We start from the raw sequence: 15,648 nt of genomic DNA on the forward strand, positions 1-15,648 counted from the left end.
CGGGGAGGGGTTGGTTAGAGATTGTTTGAAAAGTATTATATGAAACCCGTAATTTCCAACAACCTAACCCCCTAGCCCCCTTCCCTACAAGGGAAGGGGGTTTTAAAGCCTCTCCGCTTGCAGGGGATAAGTTTGGAGAGGGGTTCATTTATACATGAAAAACTTTTCAGACATCATCTGAGGTTTATTTAATATTTTTTTTAAGAAGATGTTTTAAAAGTTTATGGCGAATATAATTCGCTACTATACAAACGAAGTCCACTAGTAGACTAATGAAAAATCAAGGTGATTTTTGCTAGTAGGGGTTTAGCATTGCTAAACCCGTACATATTCCATCAATTACAGAACTGATGTAGAGGCGTTTCATCAAACATCTCTACAATTTGATTTACCTAAAAGCTACCAAGAACTAGGCTAAGGTAGTGGTAAAGTTACTCAGTCCCAAAGTACCTGTTAAACCTGTCACCTCAACAATGGCATCAGCAGTAGCACTAAACCCGGCTGTAGCATCATTAATAGCCACAAAGGTACGACTACCAAAGGAGAATTGAGCAGCAGAGTTAGCTGTAAAAGCAGCGGTAGTTAACTTAGCGGCAATCCCAGCAGCATCAAGAGTTGCAACAGATCCCACATTATTGAATGCGCTACGTGCAGTGGCAACAACAAATAAATCATTACCAACAGTAGCATTAAAGTCAGTAATCACATCAAAGGTATTGAAGACAGAATGAGCTAAAGTGCGGTAGTCAAAACGATCAACTCCCACTCCTCCGGTGAGAGTATCTTTTCCAGTTCCCCCAGTCAGCAAGTCATTACCATCACCACCAACGAGGATGTTATTACCAGTGTTACCAGTAAGAGTATTATTACCAGCATTACCAGTACCGTTAATTGCGCCTGAACCTGTCAGAGTCAGGTTTTCGATGTTGGTGAGAGTGGCAATAGTAAAGGTGACACTAGATTGAATGGTATCTGTTCCTTCATTGGCATTTTCGGTAATGGTGTCAGTGGTGGTATCAACAACATAGATATCGTTACCTGTACCGCCGATGAGGGTATCAACGCCCGCACCACCATTGAGGGTGTTATTACCAGTGTTACCAGTAAGAGTATTATTACCAGAATTACCAGTACCGTTAATGGCGGCTGTTCCTGTTAGGGTCAGGTTTTCAATGTTGGCGAGAGTGGCAATAGTAAAGGTGACACTCGATTCAATGGTATCTGTACCTTCATTGGCATTTTCGGTAATGGTGTCATTGGTGGTATCAACAACATAGATATCGTTACCTGTACCGCCGATGAGGGTATCAGTACCCGCAGCACCATTGAGGATATTATTACCAGTGTTACCAGTCAGGATATTATTACCTGTGTTGCCAGTAAGAGTATTATTACCAGCATTACCAGTACCGTTGGCTGCTGTTCCTGTTAGTGTCAGGTTTTCGATATTTGCAGATAGAGTATAGTTAGTGGTGCTGTAAACCGTATCCGTGCCTTCGTTGGCATTTTCTGTAATGATATCACTGCTATTATCAACGTAGTAAGTATCATTACCATCACCACCAATTAAGGTATCAATCCCAGCCCCACCATCAAGGATATTATCGAGTTCGTTACCTGTGATGACGTTATTACCAGCATTACCAGTACCGTTAATTGCTGCTGTTCCTGTCAGTGTCAGATTTTCGATATTTGCAGATAGAGTATAGTTAGTAGTGCTGTAAACCGTATCCGTGCCTTCGTTGGCATTTTCTGTAATGATATCACTGCTATCATCAACGTAGTAAGTATCATTACCATCACCACCAATTAAGGTATCAATCCCAGCCCCACCATCAAGGATATTATCGAGTTCGTTACCTGTGATGACGTTATTACCATCATTCCCAGTACCATTGGCTGCTGTTCCTGTCAGGGTGAGGTTTTCCAAATTTTCCAACAGAGCATAGTCAGTGGTGGTGTAAACAGTATCCGTGCCTTCGTTGGCATTTTCGGTAATGGTGTCATCAGTAGTGTCAACATAGTAAGTATCATTACCATCTCCACCAATTAAGATATCAATACCCCCACCCCCATCCAAGGTGTCATTACCTGATGCACCGTCAAGGGTATTATCAGCAGCGTTACCTGTGAGGACGTTATTAGCGGCATTACCTGTGCCGTTAATTGCTTCTGTTCCTCCTAGTGTCAAATTTTCGACGTTAGCAAGAGCCGCAAGACTATAGGTGACACTGGTAGAAATAGTATCTGTTCCTTCGTTGGCATTTTCGGTAATGGTATCAGTTGTCGTATCTACAATGTAAGCGTCATCACCCAACCCACCAATTAAGGTATCAATACCAGCACCACCATTGAGAGTGTCATTACCTGATGCACCGTCAAGGATATTATCAGCACTACTACCCGTAATGACGTTATTACCAGCGTTACCAGTACCGTTAATCGCGTCGCTTCCTGTCAGGGTGAGGTCTTCGATATTTGCAGACAGAGTATAGTTAGTAGTGCTGTAAACAGTATCCGTGCCTTGGTTGGCATTTTCGGTAATGGTGTCACCAGTATTGTCAACATAGTAAGTATCATTACCATCACCACCAATTAAGGTATCAATACCAGCCGCACCATCAAGGCTATTATTAGCACTGTTACCTGTGATGACGTTATTACCAGCGTTACCAGTACCGTTAATTGCATCTGTTCCTGTTAGTGTCAGGTTTTCGATGTTGGTTAGGGTGGCTATACTGAATGTGACACTAGATTGAATGGTATCCGTGCCACCCCCTGCATTTTCGGTGATGATGTCAGTGGTGCTATCAACACTGTAAACGTCATTACCTAAACTACCAATTAAGGTATCAATCCCAGCACCACCATCAAGAGTGTCGTTACCTGCTCCACCATTGAGGATGTTATTAGCACTGTTACCGATGAGGACGTTATTACCAGCATTACCAGTACCGTTAATTGCTGCTGCTCCTGTTAGTGTCAGGTTTTCGATGTTGGTTCTGGTGACAATATTAAAAGTGACACTAGATTGAATAGTATCTGTACCACCCCCTGCATTTTCGGTGATGATGTCAGTTGCACTATCAACAATGTAAACGTCATTACCTAAACCACCAATTAAGGCATCAATACCCGCACCACCATCAAGGGTGTCGTTACCTGCCCCAGCATTAAGAGTATTATTAGCACTGTTACCAGTGAGGACGTTATTACCAGCATTACCAGTACCGTTAATCGCTGCTGTTCCTGTTAGTGTCAGATTTTCGATGTTGGTTATGGCACTAATACTAAAGGTGACACTGGATTGAATGGTATCTGTACCTTCGTTAGCGTTTTCGGTAATGATGTCAGTATTGCTATCAACAATGTAAGCGTCATCACCTAAACCACCAATTAAGGCATCAATACCAGCACCACCATTAAGAGTGTCGTTACCTGCTCCACCAGTAAGACTATTATTAGCACTGTTACCCGTGAGGACGTTATTACCAGCATTACCAGTACCGTTAATCGCTGCTGTTCCTGTCAGGGTGAGGTTTTCTACCCCCGCTGGTAGGGTGGTAGTAACATCAGCCGTGAGGGTATCGGTGATGGTTGTAGTTACAGTTGTGGTTGTACCCAAGTTGGCATTGGTGGGAGAAGACAGGGTGAGAGTAAAGGTTTCATCTGCTTCGTTAAGGTCATCATTGAAAATGGGAATATTGATGACTTGACTGGTAACACCAGGAGCAAAAGTTAAAGTTCCGCTAGTGGTAGTATAGTCTGACCCTGCTATAGCCGTATTACCAACAGTGGCATATTGAACAGTAACCGTTTCAGTGCTGGCGCTGGAAAGAGTCACAGTGTAAGTGACATTTTGGGGACTGGTGTTGCCTTCGACTACCGTTTGGTTAGCACTCAGGTTAATACTGGGTAGATCATTATCAGCAATATTGACTGTGGCACTAGCTGATGTGCCGACGGTGTAGCCTGTTCCTGATGTAACGGTGAGGATGGCAGTTTCTGCTCCTTCGACAAGGGTGTCTCTACAGATAGATTGTGATCAAGAATAAATCATGAAAGGATATTATCTATAAAAGTCCGAAGTTTAACAAAATTCCCACTCAAAACTCGATTATTTCCATCAAAGGGTAAATTTTCAGATTAAGATTATTTATGCCAAGGTCACTCAAGGTTCATCACGACTATATTGATCAAGTTAAAATAGCAATTACACGCAATGGATACCCCAACCAAAGATCATTAGCTCATGAAACAGGATTTTCTCCAACTACTGTGAACAGTTTCATTACTGGTAAAGCTGTTGACTATACAACCTTTGAAGAACTATGTCGCAGGTTAAACCTCGACTGGCGAGAAATTGCTATCACTAATGAGGATGTACATTCAACACAAGCCCTGTCTGTGGAAATAGTTAAGAAAACAACAAATATATCAAGTCAAAATTGGGGAACGGCGGTTGATATTTCAGCATTTTACGGACGCAGGGAAGAACTGACACAACTAGAGTCATGGATTATACAAGATAGCTGTCGCTTAGTTGCAGTAGTAGGTATGGGTGGAGTTGGTAAAACTACCTTTGTCACCCATCTAGCACAACAAATTCAAAATCACTTTGATTATGTTTTTTGGCGTTCAGTACCTACTATCACATCCTTTGATGATATGATTACTGATATGCTTTGCCTAATTTCCCATCACAAGCAAAGCAAACCAGACATCAATCGCCTCATCCATTATCTGCGTACCCATCGCTGTCTAATTATCTTGGATAACCTAGATATAGCTTTAGAGACAGAGAATAATGAATACAATAATTTCCTAAGCATAATTGCCGAAACAAACCATAAAAGTTGTGTAATTTTCACCAGCCTAGAGAAACCTATCGAAGTCGCTTTTTTGGAGCAGTGGATATTATCGGTACGTTCCTTGACTTTGTTGGGTTCATCAGAAGTAGCCTTTTCCCTGCTCCAATCAAAACAACTATTGGGAACAGATGAGATTAAGTATAAATTATGCCAGCTATATAGTAATAATCCGCTACAAATTAAAATTGTTGCCAATATGATTATTGACTTATTTAATGGTGATATTGAGAAATTCCTACAACAAAATACTTTATTAGTTAGTAATTATATTAACAGCTTGCTGAGACAGAGGCCAAAATAATTCATAATTCATATCATAATTCAAATATGCAGACAAGAATATCATTTTTGAGTAAATTATAAATAAAAATTATCAATGTCTATTAATAGTTTTGATATTCATAAGTCACTAGGATTTAAGTTAAGATTTATTACAAAATAATTGATAATTATTTTTATTTATCAACGAACTTGCAATACTTTCAGCCATTTGCTATAATTTGAGCAAATTTCATAATTTGTTTTTTATTGCCAATTTTGCATTCATCAGAAATCATGCTGCTACAATCCTTTATTTATAGTCGTTTCAGAAATCAACAGCCAAAAACAATACAAAACTTTATAAATTAGCAGCAATTTTCGAGAGACATTTAGAGAAAAATATCTAATATATTGATGTACCTTGAATATTAGAAAAAATGTACTATTGACAGATACTGTGATGTATGGTATGTGAGAGTCATTTTTGCTGATAGGTAGGGTAGGGGTTTAGCATTGCTAAACCCCTACTATCTGTCTAAGCATTCAGCCGTCAGTCATCAGCCATCAGTTATGAACCTGGAATATTGAAATCCTCAGAATGAAAAGAAACAGATACAGCACTTTCCGGTGTTATGCGGTACAGGAGGGGCGGGCAAGATGCCCACCCCACAAGAGTTTTATTATGAAAATTTGTACCTCATAGCAATGGAATCTGCTGTAACTTTCCTGAAATAAACACCTCTGAATCTTTGCTTTTGTAGTTATCGGCTGATTACTGATTACTGATAGCTGAATGCGTACCTCTGATCAAGCTTAATATATTTCCTATTTATCCTTCATTAAATATTTAAAATTCTTATGAATAAATTTACTATCATAGTGCTGACTGGACATATATCGGGATGAATTAATCATCTAAGAGCTATGTAGGATATGTTCTGTCAAGTAGTTCATCGGGAGCATCCCAATTTTGACAAAATAAACGCAACAACACTAAAAAATCTCTCACAATCTCTTACCTTTGTGTCCTTTGCGTCCTTTGCGGTTCAATTATATCAAGACTTGGAGCATTTTATTTCCCTAGATCAAAATAAATTTACACATTTGGGATGCTCCACTTCATCAACATGGAAAGAATAACTCTTATTGATGTAAGAAATAACTTTGAGTATCAATTATCTCCAAGGAAAAATATCTCAAAGTTTGATCTCAAAATTTGCCCTCATCATTATCTTCCAGATATATTGTTTTTATAGTAGAGGACTTTTATAGTGGCTACAAGTCATCTCAATCGTAAACAAGTAATTACTACCTCTAAACAAAGCGTATTTGATCTTAGACAAATAGCTACAATTTTGTTTTACAGACGCTTTTTAATTTTGGGGGTTTCCTGTGCAGTAATATCAGTTACAAGTCTTTTGGCTGTCATTACAAAACCGATGTACCAGAGTTCTATGCAAATCATGGTAACTGATGATTTGGATCAAGAATTACGATCAACTCAGAGCCAAATACAGAACCAAACACAGAGCCAAATAGATGTAACCAGTGAGTTAAATAATTCTGATAATTCATCTAGAGAATATACTCAGCAGATGAAATTAATGCTGAGTTCTAAACTAGTACAAAAAGCAGTTGATTTACTACGTGCTGATTATCCCAATATTACCTTAGAAGATATCAAAGGTAACAGTGATACTGGTAAAACTGGATATTTGCAAATCAAACCCGCAGAAGAAAAATTATCATCTAATGAGGTTAATAATCAAGTATTTGTCGTCTCATTTAAAGACCCCGATCCTGTCAAAACCCAAAGAGTATTACAAGCTCTGCAAAAAGTTTATCAAGACTATAATATTGAACAAAAAAATCAGCGTGTTAATCAAGGTTTAGCGTTTGTTAACAACCGATTACCAAGGTTACAGAACGAGACATTAGCGGCTGAAAAAAGATTAGCATTTTTTCGCAGGAAACATAATGTAATTGATCCACAAATACAAAGTAAAATATTGTTAGAATCTCTGGCTGATATTCATAAACAACGACAAACTAACCGTTTACAACTCGAAACTGTAGAAAATCGCTACAAAAGTCTAGAACAAAAATTAGCATCTTCCCAAAAGAATGCACAGTTAAATGCTAGTTTAAATCGTTCCAGTAACTATGAAGCTTTAGTCAATGAACTTAGAAAAACAGAAACTAATTTAGCTCAGGAGCGTTTGCGCTACACCGATAATTCTCCAGTGGTGATCAGACTGAAGGAAAAACGCCAACTTCAGATGGCATTATTACAAGAACAATTGCAAAATACAGCTACTAATACTGATAAAAATACAGAGAATTTATTAACTGTTGATAACAAATTATCTGAGGAGTTAGCCGGGTTGAGTAAACAACGCAATTTACTCATGAATAAGGAAAATAACTTAGTTAAATCTGAACAAGAAATTCGCACACAGTTAAATACATACCCCAGCCTCATATCAGAATATAATCGTTTGCTATCAGATGTAAAAATCCAACGTCAAACACTTGAACAACTGGTGCAATTCCAACAATCATTAGGATTGAAAATTGCTCAAAGCGGATTTGAATGGAAAATTTTGGAAGAACCAGCAGTAGGTATTTATATTGGTACAAAAAAATGGTTATTGATTATTGGTGGAATAGTAACTGGACCAATTTTAGGTGTGATTGTAGCCTTAATTTGGGAAATGTTTAACAAGGCAATTTTTTCACCTTTACATTTACAAAAACTAACAAATATCAGATTACTTGGTTCTGTGCCAAAATTGGGTAAACCTAGTTGGAAAAGCAGATTGAAAGAAATATTGAGACAGAAGCAAGAAAAAACAGCATCGGCGGTTACAGAAAACATAATTACAGAAAACCAAAGTAAATTATCCAGTCATGAAACCCTGGATATGATTTACCAAAATCTGCAAATCTTTAAAAATTCCTTACCTTTTAAATCCTTGATGTTGACTTCTGCACTACCGGGAGAAGGGAAAACAACCTTAACTTTAGGGTTGGGAGCGAGTGCAGCGAATATGCACCAACGGGTATTAGTCATTGATGCTAACTTGCGATCGCCCAGCTTACACAAAATTTTGGGAATCTCTAATGATTGGGGTTTATCTTTATTATTGCTGGATGACATCAAGACACAATTTCAAAATTATATCCAACCTATTCACCCATCAATTGATGTTTTGACTGCTGGACCAAAACCAGATGATGTTACCAATCTCCTCAGTTCAGGAAGACTCAAAGAATTAATTGAATCCTTTGAAAAAATCTATGATCTAGTTTTAATAGATACTTCTTCTATTTTAGATAGTGTTGATGCTAGAATTATTGCCTCTGTTTCTAATGGTATTGTCATCGTCGGACGCATCGGGCAATTAACACCACATCAACTAATGCAAACAACAGAAATTTTGAGTCAGTTAAATTTAATTGGTATTGTTGCCAATGAAGTCAATAATTCAGGTGACAGGTGACAGGTGACAGGTGACAGGTGACAGTGAAGAAGAACTTTCTATGATTTCTGACTTCTGACTCCTTGAACTCCTGACTCCTTGATCTCCTAAAGTTGAAGTCGCAACTTTCTCACAAGGAAAAATATCTTTTAAACTGGTAGAGGCTTGTGATTCAACGGTCAGCATGAAAATCCAACTTTATTTAGGCGCTTTATTTTCCCAAATTCAAGGAAAACATTGGTGGATAGGTATCCTGTTATGGTTTATTGTAGTTGCTCCTGCTCAAGCATCTGTGATCCTGCGTGTGGCCATTGAAAAGGGAGTCAATCAAGTTAAAGTTGGTGCTTCCACGACAGCAATAGTTAAAGATAGTTCTGGCCGTACCCTGGGACAACTACCAGGAATGAGTGCTTATGCAGCGCAAGCAGTTCCCGGAGGAGTAGCGTTAGATAAATGGCAATCTGGTTTATTTTGGATTGAACCTACAGCTAAAGGATTTGTTTATATAGGCGATCGCTGGTTTCGCGGTAGAACTTTGGTTATCCCTACCGAAAACGGCTTAACCGCTGTTAACTGGGTAGACTTAGAAGAATATCTTTACAGCGTCATCGGTGGAGAAATGAACTCTAGCTGGCCGCAAGAAGCTTTAAAAGCCCAAGCGATCGCCGCCCGCACCTATGCCCTCTACAAACGAGAACAACAACGCAACAACCCCATTTTTGACTTAGGAGATACCCCTGATCGCTGGCAAATTTACAAAGGTGTCAGCAGCGAATCTCGCAACACCTACGCCGCAGTAGATAGCACAGCCGGTCAAGTCCTCACCTACGACAACCGAATAATTCTCTCAGTATTTCATGCCTGTTCTGGTGGACACACCGAAAACGTAGAAGACGTTTGGGGAAACCCTCTTCCTTATTTACGCGCTGTTCAAGACTTCGATCAAAACATCAAAGAATGCAACTGGAGCAGAACCTTCACCCCAGGAGAAATTAGCTCTCGCATTTCTGGAGTCGGTAACGTCAGAGATATGATCATTGAATCTCTCTCCCCGTTCCGCAGTGTTAAAACTTTAAGAATTGTGGGAGATCAAGGTACAAAAGTCCTCAAAGGTGAAGCAGTCCGCACCGCACTAAAACTGAGAAGTACCCGTTTCACCCTCAACAAAGACGCAAATGGTAACTTTACCCTCCAAGGATTAGGTTTTGGACATGGTTTAGGTATGAGTCAATGGGGAGCATACAACCTAGCTAAACAAGGAGCAAACCACCTGCAAATTTTAGGACATTATTACAAAGGTGTGGCTTTAACTCCTATTCAAGCTAAGTAGTCAGGAGTCAGGAGTCAGGAGTCAGGAGTCAGGAGTCAGGAGTCAGGAGGCAGGAGGCAGGAGGCAGGAGTTCAGGAGAAAGAAGAATTGAAGAATAAAGAACTAATTTTTCTCCCCCTGCTTCCCCTGCTTCCCCTGCTTCCCCTGCTTCCCCTGCTTCCCCTGCTTCCCCTGCTCTCTTCACTGTCACCTGTCACCTGTCACCTGTCACCTCTCTTCATCTAACAAATTCTGCTTTTTCACCTGCTCAAATTCCTGCTCTAATAAATCTCTATCACTAGAATAAATTAAATCTTCTTTACCAATTACTTTCTCACCAGCAAACTGACGAGCAAAATCAATCTTCTGCTGTAAAGTATCATCCGCATTCGCTAAAATTCTCGCCCTTTCTAAACGTTCACGGTTACGAGTTGCAATTTTACCATTACGCCATTTAATCCAAAAATAACGCGCTAACGGTATTCCTAAAAAACCAATTCCATAAGCTAACAACAACCAATAAATTCCTTGGACAAAACCAACTAATCCCCCTATTTGGGCTGCAACTTCTCCACCTTTTAATAAACTTCCTAATATCAAAGCTCCCACAATATTCACCACACCCAAACCAGCACTGAGCATAATTTGTCCTGAACTCGCAGCACTAAACCGCCATAGATTTTCATCTAAATATGGATCTACTGGTTGACGGAGTTTTTTACTAGCTTGTACTTGCAACTCGGGGAAATAATACACAATTTGTCCTTCAGGACTTACCTGGGGTTTACCATTAAATCGCACCAACACAGGTAACATATAATCTTCATATTCTTGTTGATATTTTTCACCCAAATTATCTAAATAAGGTGCAATTTGTTCCGCAACCACCGCCCCTTGATTATTTCTAATTACAGTGCCAATTTCTCGCCAACGTCTTTCTTCTAATTTCGCATTCGGATTTCCATCACCAAATAAAAATGAAAATACAGCTTCTAAGAAATTGAAATCACTCTTTTCTCTTCTTTCTCTGCGTCTTTCTTCGGCATAATAATCAGGACTAAAATACCAAAATAAATCCGGCAAAAAGAAGAAATTAAACCCACCACCGCTACCTCTATTATCTTCATCTCGATCTGAATTAGCAGCAGTAATAATGATAATGATAGTGAGAGTAATCAGCGCAATCGAAGCAATTAACAAAATTCCAAAGGAAATTCTAATTAAATAAAACAGCACTCCCCAAATTTTTTTCCACCATTCTTGCAAACGCAACTGCAAATATTTATTTCTTAAAATTGTTCTAAAATTTTGGGGAAATTGATAAACAATATCACCTGTTTCTGCTACCTGTAAATGTCCACCAGCATCAGACGCTAAAGCTAATAAACCTTGGTTCGCTTCAGCCACATTTAAACCCGCTTGACTAGCTACATCACCCACAGTCACACGGTAGCCTAATTGTTCCACAGATCGCATAATAGCGGGATTGGGAGTCATTGTCTCTCCTGTCCTGTTTGATTTTATAGTGCTTTTATTTAGTATAAATAATTTATCAAGAGGGAACAGGGAACAGGGAACAGGGAACAGGTGACAGGTGACAGGTGACAGTGGGAATAAATTATTACCAATTACCAATTACCAATTAATTTAAATGTTACAATTAAATACAATCTTGGTAAACCAGCAAATTTTCCGCCTACTATGGTTCAATATACTCTTGCTCAAAGCCCAGAAATTATCCTGACTGTTCCTGGTAAAGATTCGGCTAAAGCTCGTGATAAAGCAATGGATCAGTTGATGGAACTGATGGAAGCTGATAAACTACCCACAGAATTAGAAGAAGGATTTGGTCCCCAACAGTTAATAGAAGTCAAAGAACCAACTGTTGATAATACTAGCGGTGAGGATGCCATTACCCAAGCTGTACAAGTTCTCAGCAATTTGGCTACACTCAAGTTAAAAGTCCAGGAAACCCGCACTGAAGCTTTAGAAATTCGTAAAGCTGTTGATGTTCTATTTTCTGATAATACTGTCACTGAGGAAGAAATTACCCGTCTCAAGGAAGGTTTCAAGGTTCTCAAAAATTTCGCCCAAGCTAATATTCGTTATCAAGAAGCAAAAGCGAAAGCTGAACAAGCTAGAGAAATTTTAGATCAAGCTTTAAAATCACCCGAAAAATAACAATATTGAGTAATTGGTAAATCTAAAATCCCAAATCTAAAATCCAAGGGAGCATCCCAACTTAAAAAAAATGTCCGCAGCAACACTAAAAAATCTCTTAAATTCTCTTACCTTTGTGTCCTTTGCGCCCTTTGCGGTTCAATCATATCAGTCCCTTGGATCATTTTATTTCGTTAGATAAAATAGATTTACACATTTGGGATGCTCCCAAATCCAAAATCTAATATACCAAAAAGGGTAGACTTTTGAATCTACCCTTAATAATTATTTGATAATGCTGGGGCGCTAGGATTCGAACCTAGGGATGGCGGGACCAAAACCCGCTGCCTTACCGCTTGGCTACGCCCCATCGCCTTGTCTTTAAATAATATAGCAGTAACCCCATAGGTTTTGTCAAGGGTTTTTTCCAAAAAATTTCCAAAAAATTTCCGATTTGTTAGCAGGGGGCTATAGAAGATACCGGACTTCTTGGAGAAATCGTGGATCTGAGGGATTTGGGGCAAAAAAAGAGGGAAGGTTGTGATCCCTTCCCTTGGTTTGTTGTTTTTCTGGTTTTTTTGGTTATTTTCTGGCTTTTGCTGTTCTTTGAGTTTGTTTCTCAGCATCTGCTGTTGTTTCTTGATTTGTCTTTTTCTGGCTGAACCGCCCCGGCCTTTATCGTTTCTTCCCTGTTTACGGGGGGATTCCCATCTTTTTAAGCGCATAGTTTTAATATGATGGTTTGTTGTTTGTCCTATTGTACTACAAGGATTGATCTTTTGGCAAGTAGGATCAAGCTCCCTGACTACTATCCTGTACATCCTTTAATCCTGGTTATTATCTCGACTTACTTCGACTGCGCTCAGTACAAGTCGCTCAGTACAAGTCGCGGTAGTTGAGCGTAGTCGAAACTCGATAACCACCTGATTCTTACTGCATATTTTGCTAAATCTCTGTTTTGAAAACCTGTTCTAAACGATTAGTTTCACTTTCTGCTTCTTTGAGTAAATCATTCCACTCATCTGGAGGATTACCACTTTCTAGCATTTTCTGAAATGCTCGCTTAGATTTTTCCTCATTCACCCAAGCATAAACAATGATTTTACCATGTTGATGATATCTAAAAAATAATCGGTATTGCTGAAAAAATTTAGCTCTAAACCAGTGTTTGTATTCATCCCCCAAGGTTATACCTTGACGATAATCGTTTAATGTTGGATCTTGAGGAATAACATTAAATGCAAGTTTGAAAATAGCAGCTAGACGTTTTGTGGCGTTTTTCTGTTTGTATTCTTGAGGATATTTCTGACGTAAATTTTCTACCTGTATTATCAGTTCTTCTAACTGTTCTAGAAACAAGGAATGAGCAAATATAGTCCATCCATTAATTATTAAGGGTTTTATTAAGGGTTGATATTCAGACACATTTACTCATCCTCGTCTGATAGTGGTGCATCCAGATCAATTTCTACATCAGCAACTAAGGATTGAATACGGTTTACTAATTCTGGTTTAATTGGTTGTAGATGTTGAGGATTTTTTTCTATGTCTTTTGCGATAAAGTTTAAAAATTCTCCCAGTATCGGATCTTCTTCTTTTTGATCAGCGCGAGAAATAATTACTTTACCGTCGGGTTGAATCACATAGCGAATTTTATCACGTTTACCCAAGCCTAGAGCTTTACGCACGGGTTCGGGTATTGTGGTTTGATATCTGTCTGTTAGGGTAGACTCTGAGGATGGTGTGGGTTTGACAACCATAACAATTTTGAGGGTTATTCTCTATTTTTAAGGTAATGCAATTGCATTGTGTTGTCAATGTTTAGGTTTTTGGGTTTTGATTGATAAGTAATATTTTCGGTTTTCTTCACAAGTTTATGAAGGAACGAACCACGTTCTGCGAAGCAGTTCCCGAAGGGTAGATACGAAGGACACGAAGAAAGAACGCAGAGAGGATTTTCTGTTATTTTTGAATAAGTTAATAATAATATCCTGTACATCCTTTAATCCTGGACATCCTGATTCAGACTTAATATTTTTCTGTAATCTTTAAATATTACAGTCCACAAGTCTCAACGCGAGAGAAGATAATAACCAGAGCTTCCCAACTCACACACGCGAAAAAAGAGAACACAACCACTCCTGCTCTCTAACTCTCCAAAACAACAATCCACTCTCCATTCCTATAAACCACCATCTCTCATAAAGGTTATGCATCGGCACTGCTGTCAGTTTAAATTTAACATCTGAGTAGTATAACCATTTTCCTGCCTTTCTCCATCCTACTCTGTCGCCAAATGCTTCCAAGATTCTCCTATTATACTCTCTCGTTCCGCCCAAACTTTGATAAATCCGCTTCTGAACTGAAAAACCAAATCTACCATTGCTATATTTTACCCATAACTGATCAATGGTTTGGAGGTCTTCACCCGGAAAGTTATCAATACTTTTAATATCTAACCAACCTGCTTTTTCTCGCTGTGCCACAGCTAACATTACCAGGGCTGTTTCCGCGTCAGCTTCTTTCCATCTACTATCTGCTAATAATTGTTCTAGTTTTTGATATCGACTAGGTACAGATGGAGAAGAAATATTAACAGATGTTTGGTTAATAGGTATTTGTGAAGTATTTTGTTGATTTATAGGATTGATATCCTGAATCACTTCTTTAACAGATTGATAACGATGTTTAGCAATAGGACTTGCTAATTTTTCCAAAATCTTCCCTAACTCATCACTTACCACATTTCCATTTAAAAAATCTCTCCATACCCATTCCCCTTCCATCGGACTATATAAATCAAATGGACTAACTCCTGTTAATAAATGGAAACAAGTTACCCCTAAACTATATAAATCACTAATAAATAATGGTTTACCCATTGACTGTTCAGGGGCGCAATATTCAGCAGTTCCAATAATTGTTCCTGTAGCTGTGCGTTGCTGTGATTTAACTATTTTCGCTGCCCCAAAATCGACTAAAAATAACTTATTATCACTACTTAAAATAATATTTTCTGGTTTAATATCTCGGTGAATTACTTGTTGACTATGAACAAACTCCAATATTTGCAAAACTTCTATTAATAACTTTTTAATTTGCTGTTCAGAAAAAACACCATTTTTATCTAACTCAGTTTGTAGAGTTGCACCTTTAACAAATTCCTGTACTAAATATTGACGATTATCGGATGTAAAATAAGCCATTAATTCAGGTATTTGCGGATGCTTACCCAACTCCTCTAAACGTTGTGCTTCCTGTGCAAATAACTGGGATGCTTTTTCAATACTATCCGTTCCCTGTGCTTGGGGTAAAAATTGTTTAATGACACAATAAGGTTTTGATGGTTTATCCTCATCAATAGCTAAAAAAGTCCTGCCAAAACCACCCTGACCTAAAATTGATTGTGGTGCATATCTTTCACGCAAAAGTAACTTATTACCGCACTTCTGACAAAATTGAAAACTATCAGGATTAAGAAAAAGACAGTCAGGATTAACACATTGACGCATAGACTCAAAACCAAGGCTTTGTTATCAATTGATAATTGACAATTGACAATTGA

9 protein-coding genes, 1 tRNA gene and 1 pseudogene are annotated in these 15,648 nt (G+C 38.5%); 4 read left to right on the forward strand and 7 right to left on the reverse strand.

Going from position 1 to position 15,648, the window contains the following annotated elements; translation table 11 throughout:
* Positions 1-409: 409 nt before the first annotated feature.
* A pseudogene (locus tag K2F26_RS24985) lies at positions 410-4,027 on the reverse strand (beta strand repeat-containing protein); the annotation flags it as partial.
* A 131-nt stretch (positions 4,028-4,158) separates the two neighbouring features.
* Here K2F26_RS24985 and K2F26_RS21380 point away from each other — a divergent pair.
* The 3 genes from K2F26_RS21380 (at position 4,159) to K2F26_RS21390 (ending at position 9,944) form a co-directional block, all read left to right on the forward strand.
* The gene (locus K2F26_RS21380; protein WP_220609395.1) at positions 4,159-5,172 is read left to right on the forward strand and encodes an NB-ARC domain-containing protein; all 1,014 of its coding nucleotides are present in this window, start codon (positions 4,159-4,161) and stop codon (positions 5,170-5,172) included.
* Positions 5,173-6,403: 1,231 nt separating this feature from the next.
* The gene (locus K2F26_RS21385; protein ID WP_220609396.1) at positions 6,404-8,635 is read left to right on the forward strand and encodes a GumC family protein; all 2,232 of its coding nucleotides are present in this window, start codon (positions 6,404-6,406) and stop codon (positions 8,633-8,635) included.
* A 163-nt stretch (positions 8,636-8,798) separates the two neighbouring features.
* Positions 8,799-9,944 (forward strand): SpoIID/LytB domain-containing protein, encoded by a 1,146-nt coding sequence (locus K2F26_RS21390; RefSeq protein WP_220609397.1) that lies wholly within the window; start codon positions 8,799-8,801, stop codon positions 9,942-9,944.
* A gap of 28 nt (positions 9,945-9,972) precedes the next feature.
* On the opposite strand, the gene K2F26_RS21395 is transcribed toward K2F26_RS21390, so the two are convergent.
* Both K2F26_RS21395 and K2F26_RS21400 read right to left on the reverse strand, forming a co-directional pair.
* Positions 9,973-10,134, reverse strand: coding sequence for a hypothetical protein (locus tag K2F26_RS21395; protein WP_220609398.1), 162 nt, complete (start codon positions 10,132-10,134; stop codon positions 9,973-9,975).
* A 17-nt stretch (positions 10,135-10,151) separates the two neighbouring features.
* Entirely contained in the window at positions 10,152-11,420 is a 1,269-nt protein-coding gene (locus K2F26_RS21400; protein ID WP_220609399.1) for a hypothetical protein, read from the reverse strand.
* A gap of 204 nt (positions 11,421-11,624) precedes the next feature.
* Here K2F26_RS21400 and K2F26_RS21405 point away from each other — a divergent pair, with 204 nt between their 5' ends.
* The gene (locus tag K2F26_RS21405; protein ID WP_194052006.1) at positions 11,625-12,104 is read left to right on the forward strand and encodes a hypothetical protein; all 480 of its coding nucleotides are present in this window, start codon (positions 11,625-11,627) and stop codon (positions 12,102-12,104) included.
* Between the two features lie 277 nt (positions 12,105-12,381).
* Here K2F26_RS21405 and K2F26_RS21410 read toward each other — a convergent pair.
* The 4 genes from K2F26_RS21410 to K2F26_RS21425 all read right to left on the reverse strand — a co-directional run bounded on the left by K2F26_RS21410 (position 12,382) and on the right by K2F26_RS21425 (position 15,595).
* Positions 12,382-12,453: transfer RNA gene (locus K2F26_RS21410), tRNA-Gln, on the reverse strand.
* 575 nt (positions 12,454-13,028) lie between these two features.
* Positions 13,029-13,508, reverse strand: coding sequence for a type II toxin-antitoxin system YhaV family toxin (locus tag K2F26_RS21415; RefSeq protein WP_246605446.1), 480 nt, complete (start codon positions 13,506-13,508; stop codon positions 13,029-13,031).
* Positions 13,509-13,510: 2 nt separating this feature from the next.
* Entirely contained in the window at positions 13,511-13,843 is a 333-nt protein-coding gene (locus K2F26_RS21420; RefSeq protein WP_220609400.1) for a type II toxin-antitoxin system PrlF family antitoxin, read from the reverse strand.
* A 348-nt stretch (positions 13,844-14,191) separates the two neighbouring features.
* The gene (locus K2F26_RS21425) at positions 14,192-15,595 is read right to left on the reverse strand and encodes a serine/threonine-protein kinase (protein ID WP_220609401.1); all 1,404 of its coding nucleotides are present in this window, start codon (positions 15,593-15,595) and stop codon (positions 14,192-14,194) included.
* Positions 15,596-15,648 lie beyond the last annotated feature (53 nt).

This window comes from Sphaerospermopsis torques-reginae ITEP-024, from assembly GCF_019598945.1.
In the GTDB taxonomy this organism is placed as follows: Bacteria; Cyanobacteriota; Cyanobacteriia; order Cyanobacteriales; family Nostocaceae; genus Sphaerospermopsis.